At 55.9% G+C, this 23,525-nt stretch carries 28 protein-coding genes and 1 riboswitch; of the genes, 13 read left to right on the top strand and 15 right to left on the bottom strand.

Translation table 11 applies throughout. The features are described from left to right. Positions 1-128: 128 nt before the first annotated feature. Positions 129-1,067, bottom strand: coding sequence for a D-2-hydroxyacid dehydrogenase (locus tag ACX8ZY_RS21260; RefSeq protein ID WP_010670734.1), 939 nt, complete (start codon positions 1,065-1,067; stop codon positions 129-131). 221 nt (positions 1,068-1,288) lie between these two features. Between ACX8ZY_RS21260 and ACX8ZY_RS21265 the strand changes: the two genes are divergently transcribed. From ACX8ZY_RS21265 to ACX8ZY_RS21275, 3 genes are all read left to right on the top strand, one after another. After that, the gene (locus tag ACX8ZY_RS21265; protein WP_022624714.1) at positions 1,289-1,708 is read left to right on the top strand and encodes a DUF2946 domain-containing protein; all 420 of its coding nucleotides are present in this window, start codon (positions 1,289-1,291) and stop codon (positions 1,706-1,708) included. A 45-nt stretch (positions 1,709-1,753) separates the two neighbouring features. Further along, entirely contained in the window at positions 1,754-3,484 is a 1,731-nt protein-coding gene (locus tag ACX8ZY_RS21270; protein WP_158132262.1) for a DUF2534 family protein, read from the top strand. Positions 3,485-3,610: 126 nt separating this feature from the next. Beyond that, the gene (locus tag ACX8ZY_RS21275) at positions 3,611-4,288 is read left to right on the top strand and encodes a pirin family protein (protein ID WP_158132261.1); all 678 of its coding nucleotides are present in this window, start codon (positions 3,611-3,613) and stop codon (positions 4,286-4,288) included. A gap of 44 nt (positions 4,289-4,332) precedes the next feature. Here ACX8ZY_RS21275 and ACX8ZY_RS21280 read toward each other — a convergent pair whose 3' ends face one another. After that, positions 4,333-4,560 carry a hypothetical protein gene (locus ACX8ZY_RS21280; RefSeq protein WP_010247439.1) on the bottom strand — a complete coding sequence of 76 codons (228 nt, stop codon included), beginning with the start codon at positions 4,558-4,560 and terminating at the stop codon, positions 4,333-4,335. 172 nt (positions 4,561-4,732) lie between these two features. On the opposite strand from ACX8ZY_RS21280, the gene ACX8ZY_RS21285 reads away from it, so the two are divergent. From ACX8ZY_RS21285 to crtB, 6 genes are all read left to right on the top strand, one after another. After that, on the top strand, positions 4,733-5,263 hold the full coding sequence (locus ACX8ZY_RS21285; protein WP_010247442.1) for a YtfJ family protein: 531 nt from the start codon (positions 4,733-4,735) through the stop codon (positions 5,261-5,263). 218 nt (positions 5,264-5,481) lie between these two features. Continuing rightward, on the top strand, positions 5,482-6,390 hold the full coding sequence (locus ACX8ZY_RS21290; protein ID WP_010247444.1) for a polyprenyl synthetase family protein: 909 nt from the start codon (positions 5,482-5,484) through the stop codon (positions 6,388-6,390). 9 nt (positions 6,391-6,399) lie between these two features. Further along, positions 6,400-7,695 carry a glycosyltransferase gene (locus ACX8ZY_RS21295; RefSeq protein ID WP_158132260.1) on the top strand — a complete coding sequence of 432 codons (1,296 nt, stop codon included), beginning with the start codon at positions 6,400-6,402 and terminating at the stop codon, positions 7,693-7,695. Continuing rightward, entirely contained in the window at positions 7,682-8,842 is a 1,161-nt protein-coding gene (gene crtY / locus ACX8ZY_RS21300) for a lycopene beta-cyclase CrtY (RefSeq protein WP_158132259.1), read from the top strand. Before ACX8ZY_RS21295 ends, crtY begins: the two co-directional genes overlap by 14 nt. Further along, positions 8,839-10,317 (top strand): phytoene desaturase, encoded by a 1,479-nt coding sequence (locus ACX8ZY_RS21305; RefSeq protein ID WP_010670728.1) that lies wholly within the window; start codon positions 8,839-8,841, stop codon positions 10,315-10,317. Before crtY ends, ACX8ZY_RS21305 begins: the two co-directional genes overlap by 4 nt. Beyond that, on the top strand, positions 10,314-11,243 hold the full coding sequence (gene crtB, locus ACX8ZY_RS21310; protein ID WP_060679031.1) for a 15-cis-phytoene synthase CrtB: 930 nt from the start codon (positions 10,314-10,316) through the stop codon (positions 11,241-11,243). The genes ACX8ZY_RS21305 and crtB overlap by 4 nt, the downstream gene beginning before the upstream one ends. Here the strand turns inward: crtB and ACX8ZY_RS21315 are convergent. Next, positions 11,182-11,709 (bottom strand): sterol desaturase family protein, encoded by a 528-nt coding sequence (locus ACX8ZY_RS21315; RefSeq protein ID WP_010247467.1) that lies wholly within the window; start codon positions 11,707-11,709, stop codon positions 11,182-11,184. The two genes, crtB and ACX8ZY_RS21315, sit on opposite strands and share 62 nt — an antisense overlap. A 148-nt stretch (positions 11,710-11,857) precedes the next feature. Then, positions 11,858-12,127, bottom strand: a complete 270-nt coding sequence (locus ACX8ZY_RS21320) for a hypothetical protein (protein WP_158132258.1) — start codon at positions 12,125-12,127, stop codon at positions 11,858-11,860. A gap of 317 nt (positions 12,128-12,444) precedes the next feature. On the opposite strand from ACX8ZY_RS21320, the gene ACX8ZY_RS21325 reads away from it, so the two are divergent. Together ACX8ZY_RS21325 and ACX8ZY_RS21330 are read left to right on the top strand one after the other, a co-directional pair. Beyond that, positions 12,445-12,987: a DsbA family protein gene (locus tag ACX8ZY_RS21325; protein ID WP_033768581.1), complete on the top strand. Its 543-nt coding sequence runs from the start codon at positions 12,445-12,447 to the stop codon at positions 12,985-12,987. A gap of 252 nt (positions 12,988-13,239) precedes the next feature. Further along, entirely contained in the window at positions 13,240-13,653 is a 414-nt protein-coding gene (locus ACX8ZY_RS21330; RefSeq protein ID WP_158132256.1) for an ASCH domain-containing protein, read from the top strand. Between the two features lie 9 nt (positions 13,654-13,662). On the opposite strand, the gene ACX8ZY_RS21335 is transcribed toward ACX8ZY_RS21330, so the two are convergent. The 8 genes from ACX8ZY_RS21335 to ACX8ZY_RS21370 all read right to left on the bottom strand — a co-directional run bounded on the left by ACX8ZY_RS21335 (position 13,663) and on the right by ACX8ZY_RS21370 (position 19,884). Continuing rightward, the gene (locus tag ACX8ZY_RS21335; RefSeq protein ID WP_158132255.1) at positions 13,663-14,631 is read right to left on the bottom strand and encodes a HesA/MoeB/ThiF family protein; all 969 of its coding nucleotides are present in this window, start codon (positions 14,629-14,631) and stop codon (positions 13,663-13,665) included. 9 nt (positions 14,632-14,640) lie between these two features. Continuing rightward, complete coding sequence (locus ACX8ZY_RS21340) at positions 14,641-15,399, bottom strand: thiazole synthase (RefSeq protein ID WP_010247482.1); 759 nt, start codon at positions 15,397-15,399, stop codon at positions 14,641-14,643. Between the two features lie 2 nt (positions 15,400-15,401). Then, positions 15,402-15,599 (bottom strand): sulfur carrier protein ThiS, encoded by a 198-nt coding sequence (gene thiS, locus ACX8ZY_RS21345; RefSeq protein WP_010247485.1) that lies wholly within the window; start codon positions 15,597-15,599, stop codon positions 15,402-15,404. Next, a complete protein-coding gene (locus ACX8ZY_RS21350; RefSeq protein WP_158132254.1) occupies positions 15,589-16,527 on the bottom strand; it encodes an FAD-dependent oxidoreductase in 939 nt (312 codons plus the stop codon). The genes thiS and ACX8ZY_RS21350 overlap by 11 nt, the downstream gene beginning before the upstream one ends. A 131-nt stretch (positions 16,528-16,658) precedes the next feature. Continuing rightward, a riboswitch (TPP riboswitch) is annotated at positions 16,659-16,778 on the bottom strand. 63 nt (positions 16,779-16,841) lie between these two features. Further along, positions 16,842-17,387: a cysteine hydrolase family protein gene (locus tag ACX8ZY_RS21355; protein ID WP_158132253.1), complete on the bottom strand. Its 546-nt coding sequence runs from the start codon at positions 17,385-17,387 to the stop codon at positions 16,842-16,844. Positions 17,388-17,632: 245 nt separating this feature from the next. After that, on the bottom strand, positions 17,633-17,947 hold the full coding sequence (locus tag ACX8ZY_RS21360; protein ID WP_010247494.1) for an ArsR/SmtB family transcription factor: 315 nt from the start codon (positions 17,945-17,947) through the stop codon (positions 17,633-17,635). Positions 17,948-17,963: 16 nt separating this feature from the next. After that, the gene (locus tag ACX8ZY_RS21365; protein ID WP_033760155.1) at positions 17,964-19,082 is read right to left on the bottom strand and encodes an alkene reductase; all 1,119 of its coding nucleotides are present in this window, start codon (positions 19,080-19,082) and stop codon (positions 17,964-17,966) included. Between the two features lie 268 nt (positions 19,083-19,350). Further along, the gene (locus ACX8ZY_RS21370; RefSeq protein WP_242462817.1) at positions 19,351-19,884 is read right to left on the bottom strand and encodes a hypothetical protein; all 534 of its coding nucleotides are present in this window, start codon (positions 19,882-19,884) and stop codon (positions 19,351-19,353) included. 66 nt (positions 19,885-19,950) lie between these two features. On the opposite strand from ACX8ZY_RS21370, the gene ACX8ZY_RS21375 reads away from it, so the two are divergent. Continuing rightward, positions 19,951-20,505, top strand: a complete 555-nt coding sequence (locus ACX8ZY_RS21375) for a P-loop NTPase family protein (RefSeq protein ID WP_233267961.1) — start codon at positions 19,951-19,953, stop codon at positions 20,503-20,505. 89 nt (positions 20,506-20,594) lie between these two features. On the opposite strand, the gene ACX8ZY_RS21380 is transcribed toward ACX8ZY_RS21375, so the two are convergent. From ACX8ZY_RS21380 to ACX8ZY_RS21390, 3 genes are all read right to left on the bottom strand, one after another. Further along, positions 20,595-21,023: a GFA family protein gene (locus ACX8ZY_RS21380; protein ID WP_158149946.1), complete on the bottom strand. Its 429-nt coding sequence runs from the start codon at positions 21,021-21,023 to the stop codon at positions 20,595-20,597. A 185-nt stretch (positions 21,024-21,208) separates the two neighbouring features. Then, positions 21,209-21,838, bottom strand: a complete 630-nt coding sequence (locus ACX8ZY_RS21385) for a LysE family translocator (RefSeq protein ID WP_158149947.1) — start codon at positions 21,836-21,838, stop codon at positions 21,209-21,211. 195 nt (positions 21,839-22,033) lie between these two features. Then, entirely contained in the window at positions 22,034-22,543 is a 510-nt protein-coding gene (locus ACX8ZY_RS21390; RefSeq protein ID WP_045140174.1) for a GNAT family N-acetyltransferase, read from the bottom strand. 63 nt (positions 22,544-22,606) lie between these two features. Here ACX8ZY_RS21390 and ACX8ZY_RS21395 point away from each other — a divergent pair, with 63 nt between their 5' ends. Continuing rightward, positions 22,607-23,185 (top strand): helix-turn-helix domain-containing protein, encoded by a 579-nt coding sequence (locus ACX8ZY_RS21395; RefSeq protein ID WP_010670714.1) that lies wholly within the window; start codon positions 22,607-22,609, stop codon positions 23,183-23,185. Positions 23,186-23,525: the final 340 nt, after the last annotated feature.

Raw genomic sequence — 23,525 nt, forward strand, 5'->3', positions numbered from 1 at the left:
TAAAGTTCTGATGGAAATAACGAAATTAATACCCTGATGACTAAACCGCGTAAAAGGCTTTTCCTGAAATCTACGAGGTTGCTCTGAATATCAACCCCTGTCGGGCATTAAAAACTATTCCATCTGACTCAGCTCACCACATTAATTGGCTCGCCCTGAATAAAGGCCGCGATATTGGCCATCACGCCAGCCACCAGATTCTCCACGCCGCTGCGACTTGCCCAGGCGATGTGCGGTGTCAGCAGCAGCGTTGGCAGATCCGCCAGCAGCGGATTATCCGGAGCGGGCGGCTCGCTGCTCAGCACATCCAGCGCCGCACCACCAATCAGCCCCTGCTTTAACGCGGCAGCAAGATCGGCTTCGTTAATCAGTCCGCCACGAGCCGTGTTTATCAGCAGCGCCTGTGGCTTCATTTTATCCAGCGCCTCGCGATCAATCATCTGGCGGGTGCTGTCACTCAGCGGGCAGTGCAGCGAAATGATGTCGCTGGTCGCCAGCATCTGCTCAAAGCTGATATAACCGTCACGCACCCTTTCACTGCCTTTGCGCTCGGCGTACTGCACCTGCATTCCCAGCGCCTGGGCCAGCCTGCCGACCGCCTGGCCGATGTCGCCTTTGCCCGCGATGCCCAGCGTGGCACCGCCAATATCCCCTATCGGCTGATGATGCACACAGAAGTGCTTAGCCTGGGGCCAGTCGATGCGGGTATTGCTGGCATAAGCCATCAGCTGACGGCGCAGGGCAAAAATCGCGGCTATCACCGCCTCTGAAACGCTCTGAGTTGAATAGCCTGGAACATTACTGACCACGATGCCGCGTGCGCGGCAGGCATCAAGATCGATACAGTCATAGCCCGTCGCTGCGACACAGATAAAACGCAGTTCAGGCAGTTGTTGCAGTGTGTCAGCCCGCAACGGCACTTTATTGGTGATAGCGACCGTTGCGCCCGCCAGAGAAGATACAATGTCATCAGCCGGAGTCTGCGCGCGCATCTCCCAGTCAGCCTGCTGTTGACCGGTCGGCAGGGGTACCGGCAGCGTGTCACCATCCAGCATTACAATTTTCATTTTTTATTCCTTCATTGGGTATGGTTAAACCGCAGGCGAATGATTAATGTTATTTGTATGTGCACCGAGAGTAACAACTAAGTTAAATGATGCTGAAATTAAAGTGAAAATGTTCAAAGAGTGCGAATTTTTTCGGAACAGATGCCACTTTATTTAACCCTTTTATTCCCTTCGCGTTACACTGCCGCCCTGAATTCAGACCTCATACGACCGTTTAAATCATGCCGGGATCTTCACTCAGACAACGACTCACCGCCGGTATTGCGATACTGGCCGTGCTGCTGTTGTTTGTCGCACCGATGATCTCAAAGAATCTCGCTGAGCATCATGCCACGATGCAAGGCGCTTCGATCATGAGCGCAGAGATGCCGATGATGGATCATCATAGCGAGATGTCGATGGCGGACCACGGGATGATGATGGGCCCGGGCTTTGCCTGTGGCTACTGCGATCTGCTGGTGCATGTTCCGCTGATGCTCTGGGTTTTTATCCCGTTTATCTGGTGGATGTGCCTGATCAGCCGCGCCCCGCCGCCAGCGGCTATCAATCCACCCCAATGGCGACGGCTGTTGCGTCTTCATCGACCGCGCGCGCCACCCTTTATCGCGTCACACTCACTGCTTACTAATCCGATTGCGTGACAACGTCACCTGATCGTCTTTGTCTTTTGAAAAGTGTGGAATGCTATGTCCTCTTCTCAGGAAATGTCCCCTGCACCGCGCGGCACGGTGTTTAATCTCTTTCGCCGCCTGCATTTTTATATCGGCCTGTTTATTGCGCCGTTTATTTTTGTCGCGGCACTCACCGGCACGCTCTACGTTCTGACGCCGCAACTGGAACAGGCTATCTACCATGATGCCCTGACCACCGATGCGCAGGGTGTGGCACAACCGCTGTCCGCCCAGATTGCCGCTGCGCGAGCCCGTGCCGGTGAATCAGCTCGCATTTACGCTGTGCGTCCGGCACCCGGCCCGCAGGATACAACCCGCGTGCAGTTTGCCGAGCCACAGCTTGGCCCATCGGAATCACGATCGCTGTTTATTGACCCCTACACCCTGCAGGTGAAAGGCGATATGACGGTGTATGGCACCAGCGGTGTGCTGCCGCTGCGCATGTGGCTGGATCAGCTGCATCGCGGCCTGTTGCTGGGTGATTTTGGCCGAAACTACAGTGAACTGGCAGCCTCCTGGCTGTGGGTCGCTGCGCTGGGTGGGATTGTCTTATGGTCCGGCACCCGGCCGCCGCGCACCCGCAGTAAAGCACGGAGCGGCTTCGCGGCAACCCGTCACTGGCATGTCACGCTGGGGCTGCTGCTGGCAATCGGACTGGTGTTCTTTTCAGTAACCGGACTGACCTGGTCACAGTGGGCGGGCAATAATATTGAAAAGATGCGCAGCGACTTTGGCTGGAAAACGCCGCAGGTTAATACCGCGCTAAACGGTAACGCGCCCGCTGAAGCCGCCGATCCCCATGCTGACCATCGCGGTGCGATGGAAGGGATGACGATGTCCGGAATGACCATGCCAGCGAAAACCGCTGCGCCGGTGATTCTCAATCAGCCGGATGCCAGCTGGGATCAGGCGCTGGCAGCGGCGCGTCAGGCCGGACTGCACTCAGCGAAACTGGAACTACGTCAGCCTAAGAACGCTGAACAGGCGTGGACGGTTTCGGAGATTGACCGCAGCTGGCCAAGCCAGGTCGATGCGGTTTCAATTAATCCGACTGATTTTAGCGTGGTCGACCGCGTTGAGTTTGCCAGCTTCCCGCTGGTGGCGAAACTGACCCGCTGGGGCGTGGATGCGCATATGGGCGTGCTGTTTGGCCTGCCTAATCAGCTGATTCTGGCGCTGTCTGGCTTTGGACTCTGCACAATGATTGTGCTGGGCTACCGCATGTGGTGGATTCGTCGCCCGGCTGTTCCGCAGCTCAACCCCTCGCAGACGCTGTTATCCGCCTGGCTGGCGCTGCCGCGCTATGCGCAGGGCACCAGCCTGATAGTGATGCTGGCGCTGGGATATGCCCTGCCCGTTATGGGTATCAGCCTGCTGGTGCTGGTGCTGCTGGATATTCAGCGCTGGCGCAGCGCACAGCGCGCCGCGGTCGTCCGCGTGGATGTCGCTCCGGACAAACAGTCGCCGCTGGCCATCGTCCAGTCGCGTTTTGCCGGGAAGCGCAAAGAGATGCGCTATTTTCTGCGCAGCGTGACGGTGCTGGCGCTGATTGTCATTACGGTGATGGCGAATGCGATGATTGGCGGAGTGATTGATCAGTATCAGATCCCCTTCAGTCACTGGTCGCTGACCATGTATATCACCCAGGCGATGATGATCCTGCTCTACTCCACGGTCTTTACCGGGCTGTTGTCGATTCCACTCTGGTATTTCTTCCTCGGTGAGAGCGACGAACAGGGCAAGTAGGCTGGCAAGACGCCGAACACTCTGTTATTCAAAATAACTGACGAAGCCGGGCAAAACTCCCGGCTTCTCATTCTCCGCCTGAGGTCTATGATCGTTGTTATGAGTCACTTTATTTGAGAGCAAATCATGAACATTGTGCGAGCTAATCCTGAACAACTGTTTGAGTACGGTCCTTTTACCGTCCGTCGCCAGCGTCCTGGCGAGGCGTTAAGCCCGCTGGTCAGTGTTGATCTGATGTCGCTAAAACTTGATGCCCGCATTCCGATGCAGCAGCATCAGGATGAAGAAGTTTTCACCTACCTGTGGCGTGGTTCGATGCAGCATCAGGACAGTAATGGCGAACGTACCCAGCTTTCTGCAAAACGCGTGATGGTGGTGAACGCGGGTGATGGCGTTCAATACGAAGAGTCGGTGCCGTTATATGAAGCGGAGCTGTTACAGGCGGTTATCCGACCGGCACTTCGGGGCGGTGAAGCAATGACCCAGGTGCTGGAGCGCGATCAGGGCATTATGACCAATGGCTGGACCGAACTGGCCGGGCCGGAAGAGTCTGATGCGCCGCTGGAACTTCGCCAGGAAGTCTACATCTTCGACACACTGCTTGAGCGCAACCATACGCTGGACGTGCCGTCGATGCCGGGCTTTGTCGCTTATCTCACCGTGCTTGAAGGGATTATTCGCGTCGGCGATCTGCGACTGAGTCGCGGTGATGCCGTCAGCGGGCTGGATTCCAGCATTGAGATCGTGGGCGATCGGGATGCCAATCTGGTCTGCTTCCTGATAAAGCCCGATAATTTTGCATAAAAAAGCGCGGGAACTTCCCGCGCTCATCTCTTGCTTTAAGCAGATTAAAGCGTGCTACGTTGCTGCATCGCCTGAACCCGTTTATAGGCATGATCGAACTGACGTACATCATCGCGCAGCCAGTGGCGTTGCGTCAGCGGAGCATCATCCAGCGCCTGCGGCAGCGGCACACCCGCCAGCGATCCCCGGCAGCAAAAGGCACGCGCCAGCGTTGGGGTGGCAATGCCGATATAACGGGCAAATTCAGGTAATGTCATCAATGCTGTACTCATTTCCCACCTCCTGTAAACACAATCTCCCCTGCATTTTCAGGCCAAATCCTGAATGCTTTTATTGATCTGAAACATAGATGTGGTACTAATCTTCTGCCTGCTAATGAGAGCGTTCACCGCGTCTGACGCAAACCGAGAAAGAAGTGAGGAACCCGTGCGCCATTATGGATTGATGATTGCCCTGCTGTTTTCCGGCTTTGCCACCGCTCACACCCTGACCCCTGGTCAGCCTGTACCACCTGTCTTCGTTGCCGATAAAGGCGAAATGGTGCTGAATCAGGGCGACATAAATTATCAGCGCTGGAACAGTCAGACTCTGACCGGAAAAGTGCGTCTGGTGATTCATGTGGCGGGTCGTCTCTCAGCGAAGGATCAGAGTGCACGATTAATCGAAGCCATTCAGCAGGCCAGCCTGCCGCGTGACCGTTTTCAGACCACTACCATCGTGAATACTGACGATGCGCTGCCTGGCAGTGCCATTTTTGTGGTGCGCAGCATCGCTTCCAGTAAAAAAGCGGCACCGTGGCAGCAATTCATTATCGACAGCAGTGGCGTAACCGCGCACAGCTGGCATCTTAAGCCGGAAAGCGCGTCCGTGGTGGTGATTGATCCGGCAGGCATTGTGCGCTTTGCTAAAGATGGCGCATTATCTGCGGAGGATGTCGCCAGCGTGATGAAACAGCTACGCGCATTACTGGGTTAAATCACGCATAATGCCCATCCGGCTATCGCCGCAAAACGCGGAAGGCTGCTGAATTCTCCGACATTTTTATTATCGTGAACTACTCTTAGTTGTAATGGATTAACCCGCCGTTCTTTGAAAACCTGCCAACTATGCTATGGCAGTCGGGGACGATTATTGAAGATGGCATCGAATCATTCGACCTGCTGTGACTTCCTCTGTAGATAAGGACAGCCATGATGACGGTCTGTGCAGAACAACACGTCAATTTCATACACAGCGATGCAGCCAGCCTGTTGAACGACATTGAGCAACGGCTTGATCAGCTTTTACCGGTTGAAAGCGAACGTGACTTAGTGGGCGCTGCCATGCGCGACGGTGCGCTGGCACCAGGAAAGCGTATCCGTCCACTGCTGTTGTTGCTGGCAGCGCGCGATCTGGGCTGCAACGCCACGCCTGCCGGCCTGCTTGATCTCGCCTGCGCGGTAGAGATGGTGCATGCCGCATCACTGATTCTGGATGACATGCCCTGCATGGATGATGCGCAACTGCGTCGCGGACGTCCGACCATTCATTGCCAGTATGGTGAACATGTCGCGATTCTGGCCGCGGTGGCCCTGCTGAGTAAGGCATTCGGCGTGGTCGCTGCGGCAGAAGGCTTAACGGCAACCGCCAGAGCCGACGCTGTGGCAGAATTATCCCACGCAGTCGGCATGCAGGGGCTGGTGCAGGGGCAGTTTAAGGATCTCTCCGAAGGTGACAAGCCACGCAGCGCTGACGCCATTCTGATGACCAATCACTATAAAACCAGCACCCTGTTCTGCGCCTCCATGCAGATGGCTTCTATCGTGGCTGAAGCCTCAGGTGAAGCCCGCGAACAGCTGCACCGTTTTTCGCTTAATCTTGGTCAGGCTTTCCAGCTACTGGACGATCTCACTGACGGCATGGCCGACACCGGTAAAGATGCCCATCAGGATGACGGGAAATCAACGCTGGTGAATCTGCTGGGACCACAGGCGGTTGAAACGCGACTGCGCGATCATCTGCGCTGCGCCAGCGAGCATCTGTTATCGGCCTGCCAGGACGGTTATGCCACACACCATTTTGTTCAGGCCTGGTTTGAGAAAAAACTCGCTGCCGTCAGTTAAGGATGCTGCATGAGCCACTTTGCGGTCATTGCACCGCCTTTCTATAGCCATGTGCAGGCGCTTCAGCATCTTAGCCAGGCCTTAATCGCACGCGGACACCAGATCACTTTCATCCAGCAGACGGACGTTAGCGCGCTACTCACCGATTGCCGTATCGGCTTTTTCCCGCTGGGTTTAGCCTCGCATCCGGCGGGCAGTCTGGCACACACCCTGCAACTGGCGGCGCATCCTCTCGGCCCCTCAATGCTGAAACTGATCAATGAGATGGCCCGCAGCACCGATATGCTCTGTCGTGAACTGCCCGTGGTGCTGAGCACCCTGGCAATTGATGGCGTGATCGTCGATCAGATGGAGCCTGCCGGTGCACTGGCGGCAGAAGCGCTGAACCTGCCTTATGTTTCGGTTGCCTGTGCGCTGCCACTTAACCGTGAAGCGGATTTCCCGCTGGCCGTGATGCCGTTTGACTATGCCAGGACCGATCAGGCACGGGAACGCTATCGCACCAGTGAAAAAATCTATGACTGGCTGATGCGACGTCACGATCGGGTGATCGCCCGCAACGCTCATGCGATGGGATTAGCGCCACGGGAAAAACTGCATCACTGTTTTTCACCGCTGGCGCAGCTCAGCCAGCTGATTCCGGAACTGGATTTTCCCCGCCAGGCGCTGCCCGATCATTTCCATTCGGTTGGCCCGCTGCGTACCACTGAACCGGCACCCGCCGCGTCGCAGCCTCGCTACTTCCCGCATGGTGACAGACCGCGCATTTTTGCTTCACTCGGCACGCTGCAGGGACATCGCTACGGCCTGTTTAAAACCATCGTCCGCGCCTGCCAGGAGCTCGATGCTCAGTTATTGCTGGCGCACTGCGGTCGGTTGTCACCTTTCCAGGCGGAGAAACTGGCGCAGGCCAGCCATGTTCAGGTGGTCGATTTTGCCGACCAGGCGGCTGCACTGGCGCAGGCCGATCTTGCCATTACGCACGGCGGCATGAATACGGTGCTGGATGGGATTAACCATCTGACGCCGCTGCTGACGATCCCGCTGGCCTTTGATCAGCCGGGTGTGGCTGCCAGAGTGGTCTGGCACGGTATCGGACGTCGCGCCTCACGCTTTACCACCAGCCACTCCATGGCGCGTCAGCTCCAGACCTTGCTGGCTGATAAAAGCTACGTTCAGCAGATGAAAACGCTGCGTAGCGCACTTCGTCAGGCGGGCGGAACCACCCTGGCGGCGGACATTGTCGAACAGGCGATGCTGACCCGCCAGCCGGTGCTCACCAGGAGAGACTATGCCGCGGTATGATCTGATTCTGGTGGGCGCGGGACTGGCCAACGGTCTGATCGCCCTGCGCCTGCGGCGGCAGCGGCCTTCCCTGCGCATTCTGCTGATTGACGCCGAACGTGAACCGGGTGCCAATCACACCTGGTCGTTTCATGCGGAAGATCTCACCGAAACGCAGCATCGCTGGATCGCTCCGCTGGTAGTACATCACTGGTCCGGTTATGAGGTCCGCTTTCCCCAACGCAGTCGCAGTCTGAACAGTGGCTATTTTTGCGTGACTGCGGAGCGCTTCGCGCAGTTCATCCGCGACAGGTTTGCGCCGGATCTGCTGCTGAATACCCGGGTTGCGAGCATCGCTTCACGCGCGGTCACGCTGGACGATGGCCGGGTGCTGGAGAGTGATGCAGTGATTGATGGCCGTGGCTACCAGCCCGATGCCGCGCTGCGCATGGGCTTCCAGTCGTTTGTCGGACAGGAGTGGCAGCTCAGCGAGCCACATGGCCTGACTGCGCCAATCATCATGGATGCCACGGTAGATCAGCAGGCAGGATATCGCTTTGTCTACAGCCTGCCCTTTTCTGCAGACACCCTGCTGATTGAAGATACCCACTACATTGATAACGCCACGCTGGAAGGCGATCGCGCCCGTCAGAATATCCGCGACTATGCCGCGCAGCAGGGGTGGCGATTAGACCGGCTGCTACGCGAAGAGCAAGGCGCGTTACCCATTACGCTGACCGGCGACGTGGCCGCCTTCTGGCAGAAACACGATCTGCCCTGCAGCGGTTTGCGTGCCGGGTTATTCCATCCCACCACCGGCTATTCTCTGCCGCTGGCGGTCGCGCTGGCTGATCGGCTGGCGCAGATGCAGACGTTTACCTCTGAGACCCTGCACGCCACCATTCAGCAATTCGCCAGTCAGGCATGGCAGCAACAGCGCTTCTTCCGCATGCTGAACCGTATGCTGTTTCTGGCGGGTCCGGCTGACCAGCGCTGGCAGGTTATGCAACGTTTTTACGGCCTTCCCGAAGGTCTGATCGCCCGTTTTTATGCGGGAAAACTCACTTTGCCTGATCGGCTGCGCATCTTAAGCGGCAAGCCCCCGGTCCCCGTTCTGGCGGCGTTACAGGCTATTATGACTCCTCACCGTCAACAGGCGATGCAATGAATAGAACTACAGTAATTGGCGCAGGCTTTGGTGGTCTGGCTCTGGCCATTCGCCTTCAGGCGTCAGGCGTTCCCACCCGACTGCTGGAGCAGCGTGACAAGCCGGGCGGCCGGGCTTATGTCTATCAGGATCAGGGCTTCACGTTTGATGCCGGCCCCACGGTAATCACCGATCCCAGCGCTATTGAAGAGCTGTTCACCCTGGCGGGTAAAAAGCTCTCTGACTATGTCGAGCTGATGCCGGTGAAGCCGTTTTATCGCCTCTGCTGGGAGTCCGGCAAGGTGTTCAGTTATGACAACGATCAGCCCGCGCTGGAAGCGCAGATTGCCGCGTTTAATCCACGTGACGTTGAAGGATATCGTCGCTTTCTGGCCTATTCCCGAGCGGTGTTTGCTGAAGGCTATCTGAAGCTTGGCACCGTGCCGTTTCTGTCATTCCGCGACATGCTGCGGGCCGCGCCTCAGCTGGCAAAACTTCAGGCATGGCGCAGCGTTTACAGCAAAGTGGCGAGCTACATTGAAGATGAGCATCTGCGTCAGGCCTTCTCTTTCCACTCACTGCTGGTGGGCGGAAATCCGTTTGCCACTTCCTCAATCTATACCCTGATTCATGCGCTGGAACGTGAATGGGGCGTCTGGTTCCCGCGCGGTGGCACGGGCGCGCTGGTGCAGGGCATGGTGAAACTGTTTGAAGATCTGGGCGGCGAAGTGGAGCTCAATGCCAGCGTTGCCCGGCTGGAGACCCAGGAAAACAGGATTACCGCGGTGCACCTGAAAGATGGCCGGGTCTTCCCGACCCGCGCGGTTGCCTCCAACGCAGATGTGGTTCACACCTACCGCGAACTGCTGAGCCAGCACCCCGCTTCGCAGGCGCAGGGACGGTCACTGCAGAACAAACGCATGAGCAACTCGCTGTTTGTGATCTATTTTGGCCTGAATCATCATCACGATCAGCTGGCGCACCACACGGTCTGCTTTGGTCCGCGCTATCGTGAGTTGATTGATGAAATCTTTAACAAAGATGGCCTGGCAGAGGACTTCTCGCTCTATCTGCATGCGCCCTGCGTGACCGATCCCTCACTGGCACCGGAAGGCTGCGGCAGCTACTACGTGCTGGCGCCGGTACCGCACCTCGGCACCGCTGATATCGACTGGGCCGTTGAAGGTCCGCGCCTGCGTGATCGCATTTTCGACTATCTGGAACAGCACTACATGCCGGGCCTGCGTAGCCAGTTGGTCACGCATCGCATCTTCACGCCGTTTGATTTCCGCGATGAGCTGAATGCGTATCAGGGTTCGGCCTTCTCGGTGGAGCCGATCCTGACGCAAAGCGCCTGGTTCCGGCCTCACAACCGCGATAAAAATATTAATAATCTCTATCTGGTCGGTGCAGGTACCCATCCTGGCGCGGGTATTCCAGGCGTGATTGGCTCGGCCAAGGCTACCGCAGGATTGATGCTGGAGGATCTGGCTTGAATAGTCCGTCACTGCTCGATCATGCCGTAGACACCATGGAGGTAGGATCGAAAAGCTTTGCCACCGCGTCAAAACTGTTTGATGCCAAAACCCGACGCAGCGTGCTGATGCTCTACGCCTGGTGCCGTCACTGTGATGATGTGATTGACGATCAGGTCCTGGGATTCAGCAACGATACACCATCGCTGCAATCCGCCGAACAGCGCCTGGCGCAGCTGGAGATGAAAACACGTCAGGCCTATGCCGGATCGCAGATGCATGAGCCCGCCTTTGCGGCCTTTCAGGAGGTGGCAATGGCACACGATATTCTGCCTGCTTACGCTTTTGATCATCTGGCGGGCTTTGCGATGGACGTGCATGAGACACGCTATCAGACGCTGGATGATACGCTGCGTTACTGTTACCACGTTGCGGGCGTGGTTGGCCTGATGATGGCGCAGATTATGGGCGTACGCGACAACGCCACGCTGGATCGCGCCTGCGATCTCGGTCTGGCGTTTCAGCTGACCAATATTGCGCGCGATATCGTTGAAGATGCTGAAGCGGGACGCTGCTATCTGCCCGCTACGTGGCTGGCTGAAGAGGGGCTGACCCGAGAGAATCTGGCCGAACCGCAAAATCGCCAGGCATTAAGCCGCGTCGCCCGTCGGCTGGTGGAAACGGCGGAGCCCTATTATCGATCGGCGTCGGCTGGCCTGCCGGGTTTACCGCTGCGTTCAGCGTGGGCGATTGCTACCGCGCAGCAGGTCTATCGTAAAATAGGTATGAAGGTGGTTCAGGCGGGTTCACAGGCGTGGGAGCAACGCCAGTCCACCAGCACGCCAGAGAAACTGGCACTGCTGGTGGCGGCATCGGGTCAGGCGGTTACTTCCCGGGTGGCGCGTCACGCTCCACGCTCCGCTGATCTCTGGCAGCGCCCCGTTTAACGCCATGGCGTTCTCGCAGCGTCGCCTGCAGTTTTGACAGCGGCGGCGCGTAAAGAAAGCCAAACGAGACACAGCCCTCTTTGCCTCGTACCGCATGATGCATGCGGTGCGCCATATAAAGCCTGCGTAAATAACCCCGGCGCGGAACATAGCGGAATGGCCAGCGCTGATGCACCAGGCCGTCATGCACAATAAAATAGAGCAGGCCGTAGAGCGTCATACCCGCGCCGATCCACTGCAAGGGCCAGACACCCGTGCTGCCCAGATAAATGAGCAAAATCGACAGAGCGGCGAACACTACGGCATAGAGGTCATTAACCTCAAACCAGCCTTTATGCGGTTCATGATGTGACAGATGCCAGCCCCAACCCCAGCCATGCATAATGTATCTGTGCGCCAGTGCAGCCGTTATCTCCATTCCGATAACAGTGACCAGAACAATCAGGGCATTCCAAATCCACAACATAGTTTCTCCCGAACATGCATCCTGCAAAGTGGCGCAGAGGTTCAATTTTAACAGAGATTGGGGAAAACAGTGTTCAGGAGAAAAATAAGGGAACACGCTGTTGAAGCTTGAGTGAGGACCATCCTGATATTTGTGTAGGACGCAGCCTTTAAAGCAGATCGTGATTCAGCGGGGTACGAAAAGCGTGGCGTGCCGCGGTCATTAACTGACTGGCGGTGACGGTCGTGGGTAAGCGCATCAGAATTTTGCTCGCCTGCCAGTAACAGAGCAGCATGACCTCATCCTCCTCTTTTTCAGCCAGTTCATGCAGGCGGGCGCGCAGTGATATCACATCAATGGTCTGCTGCTCGTCAAGCATGTCAGAGATCGTCTGATTGATGACGTGATGGAGAGTTTTCCAGGTGAGATCGGTATGCAAAATTAACCTCTTCTAACGCTTATCAGCTCCGGGCAAACAAACAGCAGTGAAACAGCTTAAATGGCTGCATCCTGCAAAAGATTGCACACTGCTGACAACTATAGCTGTTCGTGGGCGGCTACGCCGTGCCAGCAGTTGAAAATGCCAAAGTTGGCAATTCTAACGACTAATGGACCTGCCTGTCGCGTATTACACGCGACTCATCAGCTGATTGCTGTTTTTTGTAACAATTGCAGCTGATTCTTAACTGGCTGATGTCAGAGGGATTTGCCAGGGTAAACAGGTTTCCCGTCTCGTTAATGTTCAAGGAGTTGTCGATGAGTCAGCACGCTGATGTACTGGTATGGGGCCACGGCCCTGAGATATTTGAAGTCTTTCTGGAACCCACCTGTCCTTTTTCGGTGCGCGCCTTCAATAAATTCGACGCGTTACTGGCGCACGCGGGTGAAGAGAACATCACCCTGAAGATCCGTCTGCAATCACAGCCGTGGCACCTCTATTCCGGGCTGATAGTGCGCTATATCCTTGCCGCCGCCTGCGAAAGTAAAGAGGCCGCGAAAAAGGTGATGCAGGCGGTGGCCGATCACCGTGAAGAATTTGAGTTCACCGATCACTGTACCGGTCCGAACCGCGATGCCACGCCGAATCAGATCCTCGCCCGCCTGAAAGATTACAGCGGCGTGAATGCCAGCGCCGCGTTTGATCAGCCCGACCTGCAGAACGCCATTAAATGGCACTGCAAGTATGCCCGTCAGAACGGCATTCACGTTTCACCAACCTTTATGGTTAACGGCCTGGTACAGCCCGAAATCAGCAGCGGTGACGATATAGCGCACTGGGCAAGCTTTCTGATTCGTTAATCTTAGTGCGCGGCTGTGCCTGGCCGCGCCAGACTGAGTCTCTCCTTTGCGACCCTACTCACGCGCAAACTCAATATCCTGATAATTAAGCCTGTTTTCCCATGTGGAGGCCGGGTAAGCTGTACCGCTATCAGCAGCAGACGGTGGGAATAAAGCCGCTGCTGCTGTTCATCTTAACGGCACCGCTGGCCTGCATGGCGATAACCTGACGTTACGCCGGGCCCGCACGCCTAATTCATTGAGGATTTGCTGATGACGATGACGCTGCAACAACTGCAGGACAAATATCCGGGTGCCTTCACAGATGCATTTGGTGACTCCCCGGAATTAGCCAGCGAGCTCGCAACGCTGATTATTGCCGGTAAGAAAGTGGCTACCTGCGGGTCGTTGCGGAGCTGGCAGGATCAGGAAGCATTGCCTCAACCGGGCGGTTACAGCATTGTTCTCAACGGCGAACAGCAGCCCGTCTGCGTGATCCGCACCACCGGCTTGTTCCTGACGCGCTTTGATCGCGTCTCGCCAGAGATGGCGATGCTGGAGGGTGAAGGCGATCTGAGCCTCGACCACTGGCGTCAGGAACATCAGCGCTACTTCGAGCGTGAAGGCTATTTTCACAGCGAAATGGAGCTGATCTTCGAGACGTTCCAGCTGGTCGAGGTGGTCTAAACCGGCACGCTACAGCGTGTTTGCCGCCACCAGCGCAAGCCGCGCAATCCCCCGCGCGGCAAGGTTCTCAGCCGCCTGGGCTGCGCGCATGCCACTGGCACACACCAGAACCACACGCTGATTGACCGGCGGTTGCCAGGCCGCTATCTGCTGCGGCAGAATTCGCACCACCTGCTCGGCCACACTGACCGGTGCCTCTTCCAGGCTGCGCAACTCCACTATGCAATCATCCTCCATCAGCATGGCCCGATCGATAAAGGGTGTGCCGGGCGCGTCAGGTTCAGGTGCGTCATCAAAACGAAACTGCCTGATATGCCAGTCAACAAAGTCGCAGTGGATCATGCAGCCGAGCGGCGATGGCGTTAGTTTTAACAATACGCTCAGCGCCATCTGTGCCTGCATTGCGCCCAGCGTCGCTACCGCCGGTCCCATTACGCCTGCCGTATTGCAGTTACCCGAGGCCGTGGGCAGCTGCGGGAACAGCGCGCGATAGCCAGGCGCACCGCCACAGAATCCGCCAACATAGCCTTTGCGTCCCAGCACCGAGGCGCAGATCAGCGGCAGGCCTGCCGGATAACAGGCATCGGAGAGCTGATAAGTAATAGCGAAGTTATCCGCCGCGTCCACCACCAGATCGATCCCCTCCAGCGCCTGCGGCAGTTGACTGGCGCTTAGCGCGTGAGGATGCGCCTCAACGCGACAGTCAGGATTGCGCTGCGCCAGCGCACGCTGAGCGCAAAATACTTTCTGCTGACCCACATCGTCGACGCCAAACAGCGTCTGCCGGTGGAGGTTGTGCAGTTCAACCCGATCGCCATCGTAAAGACGGATAAATCCCACACCCGCGCCTGCCAGTAACGGCAGCAGCATTGCACTAAGCCCGCCCGCCCCCACCACCAGCACCCTTGCCCTGCTCAGCCGCTGCTGCCCCGCTTCACCAATCTCAGGCAACATCGTCTGTCGCTGATAACGCTCCATCGCTGCTCCTTAACTGAATTGTGCCAGACCAAAAATAGGCGTAGAAGCAGACGCCATGTCGCGCTGCTCCATCAATCCCGCCTGAAACGCCTCGTGTCCGCCGTGGATTGCAGCAGCAAAGGCTCCAGCCATACGCACCGGATCGCGCGCTTTTGCCACCGCCGTGTTGAGCAGCACGCCATCGAAACCCATCTCCATTGCTTGAGCCGCCTGGCCAGGCGCGCCAATGCCCGCATCAATAATCAGCGGCACATCTTTAAACCACGCACGCATAGCGCGCAGTCCCTCGATATTACGCAGTCCCTGGCCGGAGCCGATCGGCGCGCCCCAGGGCATCAGCACTTCACAGCCCGCTTCCAGCAATTTTTCGCCAACAATCAGATCTTCCGTAGTGTAGGGAAACACCTGGAACCCGTCAGCGCAGAGAATCCGTGCGGCCTCAACCAGGGCAAAAGGATCGGGCTGCAGCGTGTCGGCATGGCCAATCACCTCCAGCTTGATCCACGGTGTGTCGAACAGTTCACGCGCCATCTGCGCCGTCGTCACCGCCTCTTTCACCGTGTGGCAACCCGCCGTATTCGGCAGAATACGTTTGTTGAGCTGTTGCAGCAGCGTGCGGAAAGCGCCGCCTTCACTGCCTTCCCGTCGCAGGCTGACGGTAATAATTTCCGCGCCTGACGCGTTGATCGCCTGATGCAGAATGTCCGGTGACGGATAACCGGCCGTGCCGAGCAGAAATCGGGATTGCGGAGTAAATTGATAGAACATGGTTAACCTCCCTGCATCGGTGACAGGATTTCGAGCTGGTTGCCCGCCTCAAGTTGCTGGCTGGCATAGCGGCTACGCGGTACAAACTCCCCGTTCAGCGCGGTGGCGACGGTCCGCGGATCGATCTGCTGCTCCGCCATAAGCTCCGCCAGCGTCGTTGCGCCGGTTTCAATCGTGCGTCCATTCAGTTCAACGCGCATGAGTCATCTCCTGAGTCAGTTGCAGCATAAGTTTTTCAGCCATGATCGGGGCCAGCAAAAAGCCGTGGCGGTAGAGGCCGTTAAGTGAGAAACGGCCATTTTCGTAGCGGACTTCCGGCAGGTTCTGCCGGTAAGCAGGACGCAGACCGGTGCCGCTCTCCACGATCCGCGCTTCGGCAAGCGCCGGATGCAGGCTGTAAGCGGCGCTGAGCAATTCCATCATCGCCCGGGCGCTGATCGGGCTGCTGTCGTGGCTTTCGACCATGGTGGCACCCAGCATGAAGTGGCCCCCGGCACGCGGCACCAGATAGCAGGGAAAGCGCGGGTGCAGCAGCCGGACAGGACGGGAGAGTTGTACGTCGGATGTGTGCAGGATCACCATTTCGCCCCGCACGGCGCGCAGGGCGGGCTGCCGATCGGTGGCGTGGATGCCACGGCAGTCGATGATTTTGCCGCCGGGTTTACCACTGTGAAAGGGGACGCCAGCCTGTTGCAGTTTGTCGCGCAGTTGCTGCAAGGCGCGGCGCGGATCGAGATGCGCCTCTGCGGCGAAAAACAGGCCGCGGGCAAAGCGGTTTTCCAGCGCGGGTTCGATGTCACCGGGAGAGACCCACTGATGCTGCTGCGTCATACTGGCGAAGCGCGTGAGTTCGCGGCTGTCACGCGGCGGAGCAACCACCAGCGTGCCCTGCTGTTCCACGCCATCAACGCGTTTCGCCCACCATCTGGCCGCGTGCTGGCCCCATTCGATCACCTGTGGCGGTGCGCTTTCTGCTTCACACCAGGGCGCGAGCATGCCGCCCGCCCAGTGCGAGGCCGCACGGCAGTCAGGCTGAGTAATAACTTCGACCGTTTCTCCCCGCTCCAGCAGCAGCGTGGCGACACAAAGCCCGGCAACGCCGCTGCCGAGCACCGACCAGCGGCTCATGGTGTCCACCGGACAGGAAAAGAAAGATTCAGGATGAGATATTTCAATTTGGCCTCGTTATCCGTTAACGAAGACCCGTGATACAGAGGGAAAAGGCAGGAACGTTGCGAATGCGCCCCTGCGGCAAGTATCTGATGAGATACCCGTCTTCCTACGCCAGTATCAACTGGGTCAGGTTCTAAGGGTCGCTAAGCCGCGCGGTGCGCTATTAGCCTCTCAGTCTCTCTGGCGAGACTCCCCTGACGGATTTAGTTGTAAGTTAAGCAGACAGCTTCGTCAAGCAGACTGCATAGAACCGGGTAAGAAAATCGGACTTAACCGGCAGAACCGAAATGCCAGTCAGTTGCGGTTGCCAGCGTCACAAAGGGGCCCGCCAGCGTCTGGTTGTGATGCGCAATAATCTTCTCCGCAGAGAGGTGGGGATTATCGACGGTGGTGTGCGCATCGGAAATCAGTACGACGTTAAAACCCAGCTCCGGGGCTGCCCGACAGGTAGTATCAACGCAGAACTCTGTTTTCATCCCCGCAATCACCAGTTGCTTAATGCCCTTTTGCTTCAGCTGAAGCTGCAGGCCAGTATCCCTGAAACAGCTGGGATATCTTTTGGTGAAGACGACATCACTCTGCGGGTTAACCTGCAATTCCGGGATCAGGCGCGTCAGCGGGCTTTGCTCGTTAAAAGGGGAATCATCCGGGCCGATATGGCGTGCGAAAAAGAGGGGGACGGCAGAAGCCCGGGCTTTAGTAATGAGAATTGAGGTATTCGACAAGATCGAATTTGCGGCAAAGGGAGCCTCGGGACCATTAAAAAGGCCCTGCTGCATGTCGATAATTAAAAGTGCACTTTCAGATGTAACCATGACCTGTCTCCATTCAGTTTTTAAGAACGGAGAACAGCTCCCCGTCCGGTTCGGCGGGGAGTGAGAATCTGTTGTGTCAGGTGCCAGTCACAGAGTCGCTCACGCCGCCGCCAGAGGCGGTGGTGGTGACGGTTGTGAAAGACAGAACTGACATAAACATTTTCTGACCCTGAGTTAATGCGTTCGGTGAAGTCACCCTCAGAAGGATGGTGCTGACATCTACATTACCCTGTACGCCGTCGCTTTTAAAGCGCCTGCAGCGATTGGGTTACCGCATCGGTTATTTCACGAATGCGCGGTTCGGCGCGGCGATAGTAAGTCCATTTCCCGACTTTGCTGGCTTCAACCAGCCCCGCATTGTGAAGTGCTTTCAGGCATAACGAGGTGGCGGGCTGTGATAAGCCCGCCTTGTCCTGTATGAGGCTGGCACAAACGCCATACTGATCGAAGGGATAGAGCTGGGTATAGCCCGCAAACGCTTCGTCAGGATTTTTAAGCCACTTCAGCACTGCCACTCTGGTCGGGTTGGACAGTAACTTCAGGGCATTTTCGGGGGACATGCCGCCTCACAGAATATCAGGATGGGTAAAATGGATAGTCAGTATAGCCTTTCTCAGTGCCGCCATACAGGGAGGCGTGATCGACCTCATTCAGCGGATATCCTGATTTAATCCGCGCGGGCAAATCGGGATTAGCGATAAATGAGCGGCCAAAACCAAACAGATCGCCCCAGCCTTTTTCCAGCACATGCTGCGCTTTTTCAGCCGTGTAGCGACCCGAATAGATGATCGGAGAGCGGAATGTTTCCCGCAGCGCGACACGGAAGCTCTCTGGCATCTCCGGGCTGTTGTCCCAGTCGGCTTCAGCAATGGAGAGATAGCCAACTTCCAGCTCGTTCAGCAGTGCTGCTGCGCGGATGTAGGTCGCGTGTGGATCACTTTCAACCAGGCCGAGATAGACGCGCTCTTCGTCGGTACTGGTAAACAGAGGTGCAAATCTGACGCCAACGCGGTGGCTGCCAAATACTGAGCTGACCGCCTCAACGACTTCTCGCAGGAAGCGCAGACGATTCTCAGCAGAGCCGCCATATTCATCCGTACGGAAGTTGGTGTGCTCAGAAATAAACTGGTTAATCAGATAACCGTTGGCGGAATGCAGTTCCACACCGTCGAAACCGGCCGCTTTGGCATTCTCCGCCGCGCGTCGGTAAAGCTCTACAATCTCTTTAACTTCCGATGTAGTCAGTGCGCGTGGCTCGCTGGGTGCGGTCAATATGCCGGCGCCAGGCCCGGTTTCAATAAATACCCGGACGTTATCGGCTGCGATGGCTGAAGGGGCAACGGGTGCCTGCTTGCCCGGCTGCAGTTCATTATGCGACACGCGGCCAACATGCCAGAGCTGGCAGAAAATCGTGGCCCCTTGCTGATGTACTGCCTCTGTAACCTTTTTCCAGCCGGCGATCTGCGCTTCGCTGTGGATCCCCGGCGTCCATGCATAGCCCTGCCCGCGAGGCTCAATCTGGGTGCCTTCGGTGATCATCAGTCCCGCGCTGGAACGCTGGCGGTAGTACTCCACCATCATCTCGCCGGGAATGTTGCCCGGTTGTTCACTGCGGCAGCGCGTCAGCGGCGGCAGTACAATGCGGTTACGAAGCTGAAGGTCGCCCAGACTCAAGGGGGTAAAAAGTGACGGCATGACAAAAAATCCTCTGATGTGTGAAGAGGCGACATTATATTTACACATTTAAATTTGTAAATGTGTAATCTGTGCTTTTTGTCCAGGGCGGTATCTGTGGTTTCTGGCAGAGGGTCACTATCAGGGTGGAGTGCTGACAGCGCGTGGGATTAACAGTCCCTCATCGCAGCGCCTGACTGCGTAACGTCAGGAGGAGATCCTGCAGACGCCGCTTTCAGGCAAATTGCTTCGCCGGGACGGAGGTGCTGCCTGCAGGATCATAAGAACATTAAGAAGCGTATTTTTCAGTGAACGCCTGCCACTGCTGGCGATAAACCTCCAGTTGACTGAGTGCGCCATCAATGGAGGGCTGTGCTTTGTTGTCAGGATTCGGCGTGGCACGAATCAAATCGGCAAAGGTGCTGAAGACAGAGTCCATATCACGGCCCGACTTCATGGCTTCCATCATCCCGGCCAGCTCCACCTGTGGCCGTGCGGTTGCGCTCTTAACCTGGCTGAGATAGTCACGTGCGCTCTCCTGCATGTCGCGTGTTCCATGACGTATGGCTAACGCCAGCGTATCCTGTGCTCCCAGCAACGTCTGACGTTCACGAATGGCGACTTTGACGCTTATCATCTCATCAGCAATGTCATTCGCCTGCTTCTGGTTATCGCCGGAGACATATTTTTCTATCAGTTTATGGAGCTTAGACTGCGTCAGGGTCAGCGCCATGGCTTCCGAGGTATCCGAATTATCATACTGATTACGGCCCACCTGGCCTTCAGCCAGCACCTCATGGAGTGCAGCGGCAAACTCATCCATAGCGGTCTGCGTATTAGCAGCCGCGCATTTATCCATTTCAGACAGGGTTAATTCAGAGGAGACGTTGTGAATAGTGCACTTCCATTAGACGCGCTTGGGCCGCGCATTTGTATTATGGGTCCCTCGAACAGCGGAAAATCGACCTTAGCTGAAGCCATTGCTCGCAAAACAGATCTACCAGCAGTTCATCTGGATCAGCTTCACCATATTCCGGACAGTCAATGGATGCCCAGAGCACCGGCAGAATTTCTCCGTTTGCATGCTGAGGCGGTGAGTCAGGAAAGATGGGTGATGGAGGGTAATTACACCAAATGCATTGAAGAACGATTCGCGCGTGCCACAGGCTTAATTCTGCTGGATGTAAAAGTGACAGTGGCACTGCTGCGGTACATTCGCAGATGTTACTCATCCACGCCGCGTATTGGCGGCCTGGGGATGGGCAGAGAGCAGATGAGCCTGGAGATGCTGAAATATATTCTCCGTACTGCCCCGCAGAATCGAAAGCGCCATAAAAAGCTTTACGACCAGGTCAGACTGCCAAAACTTCTGCTTCCTTCTCCCCGCGATGTTAAAGCCTGTTCTGACTACTGGGGATTACAGCTAACGAAAAATGATCGATGAACACAGGCTGCCGGAATAACGTCTGTTTTCCGTTAATGGGGTCGCTTTGACTCAGTAACTTTTTGAATAACAAAGAAGCATCACTGCCATCAATCAAAAAGCATTAAGCTCGTCAGAAGAGAGTCCAGCGAATCTACCGGCCCGGCATGATTTGTCTCTGAACGGATTGTGTCCCAGGGCATGGCGTCATCAGTACAATAATCACCTGTGCACTGCATATCGGCAGGCTCACTGAGTAAACCAACCGGAAGCCAGATATAAGGCCTGCCACGCAACCGGTTAGGCACTGTGGAGCCACAGCTGGCGCAAAAATCGTTGCGATAACCTGTGGGTTTGCGCCATGACGCGATCTGGCTCTCACCAGAAATCCAGCTGAAGTCACTCTCTTTTACGATCGTTGCCAGGTTATAGCCGGTTCCGCTCTGTTTTCTGCACAAAGAACAGTGACAACGGTAATAGCGCGTGGGGGTTACTGATATTTCGAAAACAACGGTTTCACACAGACATGCGCCTTTCATTTCATCATCCTGTTCACTCAGATTCCTGGATTGTCTGACTACTTGCCTGATCATAGTGGTGTTAAAGTAAGGGGCTGCTGAAGCGCTACCGCAACCTTGTTAATTTAATGCCGCTCCGGCTCATTGCATGATCTTTTGCGGATTTGAGCCAGAAGCGGATAACCCCTCGTACACCTTCATCAGTACTAACTGCGGCTGAATACCAGTTTCAGCCCTGCCAGCGCAAAGCAGCAGGCTAATAGCGCATCGAGTCCGCGACGAATGCGACGGTAAAATGCGCCCATCACGGCAGTTGAGAACAGCAGAGCATAGCCGCCGAACACAACCACGCAAATCACCGCACAGCCGCAGATGATTATCGGCAGCGTGGCGGCGACCACATCCGGCTTCAGTGCAAACGACATAATGGCCACCCAGGTAAGAATCGCTTTGGGGTTGCCGATATGCATCAGTATCCCCTGACGGAACAGTCTGCCATACGCGACACGCTCATCGCTGGCTTTAAAATCGCTGGCCTCAGTGCGGCGTATCGCAGATTTGCCGGCTTTAAACGCCAGCCATAACAGATATAACCCTCCGCCAATTTTTAATACGATCAGCAACTGTGCGAAGGTGGCCAGCACGGTCAGCACACCGCAGGCGGCCAGCAGCGCCCAGAGCATCGAACCACTCACGACACCCGCAGCCAGCGCCAGTGCGGCACCCCTGCCCTTTTTCATTGCCGTTCCCATTATCGCCATATTACTTGGCCCGGGACTGGCTGTAGCGACAAAGTAGGTGGTGAAGATCAGGATTAATTCGTGCGAAAGCGCCATGATGTCCTCTGCGATGGGTTGTTATTTATCTGTTATATCGGCTGACGTGCAAATTTGCTATCTCCTGGTTCGCTGCGACTTCGTTTCTCGCTTTAAACGATCTGCGCAATCAAACGTTTTCCAGATATAGCTTTCTTCTGCGGGGATCGGCATCCTGCCGGAAGTATCATCAAAGGATTCACTTTAAGGGACAACTCAGGGTCGTTTACGGTCATCCAGACGCAGCTGCAAAAATGTCAAATCCAGCCAGCGTCCAAACTTAGTTCCAACCTCCGTCATTCTGCCAGCCTCAATAAATCCCAGTTTTTTATGCAGGGCTATGGATGCTGCATTTTCCGATTCAATCGCCGCCACCATAACGTGCTTCCCGGCTTCGCGAGCAAGCTGGATAAGCCCCTGCATCAGGGCGGCACCCGCGCCTTTACCTCGTGCATCTTTATGAACATAAACCGAATGCTCAACCGTATGACGATATCCGTCCCAGGGACGCCAGTCACCATAAGAGGCATATCCCAGCACGGTATCATCTTTGTCTGTCGCCACAATCACAGGAAAACCGGCCTGCTGGCGGCTGTTTATCCACGTGATGCGGTTAGCCACATCAATACGATTTTCATTCCAGATCGCGGTGGTGTTAAGCACCGCATCGTTATAAATCTCTGCGATGATTTCAGCATCGCTCTCTACAGCCGCACGGATAATCATGGTGGACACCCCTTTGCTCACTCACTAAAGTAGATGAATTGTTCACTATGATAGTTATCCATTATGTTAGATAAAAAGTCCAGCAAAGAAGACAGCCTGAACATCCGCATCGGTCAGAAGGTAAAAGAGGAAAGGGAAAAACGCGGCTGGTCACTTACCGAGCTGGCTGATAACTCAGGCGTTTCACGGGCGATGATCCATAAGATTGAGCGTGGGGAGAGCAGCCCGACGGCGGTTCTGTTAGCGCGCCTCTCAGGCTCGTTTGATATGACTATCTCACAGCTGCTTGCTCAGACCGAAGTGCAAACCGGGACGCTGGTCAGGCATGAAAATCAGCCGGTGTGGCAGGATCCGGAAACCGGCTATCTGCGTCGCCACGTTTCACCGGGCGAGATGCCGGTCGATCTGGTCAGTGTCGAACTGCCGGCAAATACCGCTGTGCCGATGCCGGCAATCTCCTATGTTTCAAGACGCCAGCTGATATGGGTAATTGAAGGGACACTGACTTTTGAAGCAGGTTCCAGCACCTATGAGATGGCTGCTGGCGATTGTCTGGAACTGGGCGATCCGGCTGACTGCGTGTTCAGAAATAAAACGGCTCAGGGCTGTCGATATGCCGTTATCGTACTCCGGCCTGCCTGATTAACCAGTGACGTACACAAACAAGTGATACGTAAAAAATGACTCGATTGGAGGAAGAACATAATGGCTGATAACTTTTTTAAAAGCAGCGATTACCGGTATCAGCAGGGCTATATTTAAAAATAAGAGTTGCTGATGAAAAATGAAATAGTTGTGACTCCATAAATATCGTCCAGGGGATAATTAATGAAGCTTTTGACCCATGGAATTACGCAGGTCTTTACAGTCGATGGTGGGTAAAATACACCGAAGTTCTTAAGTTCGTTATGGCACATATTCAATATAATCGGTTAAACAGAGAAGGTAAAAAAACCGGGACAGAGGCCCCGGCAAAACACAA

Source organism: Pantoea sp. XAF26B01_ASV70, from assembly GCF_054512635.1.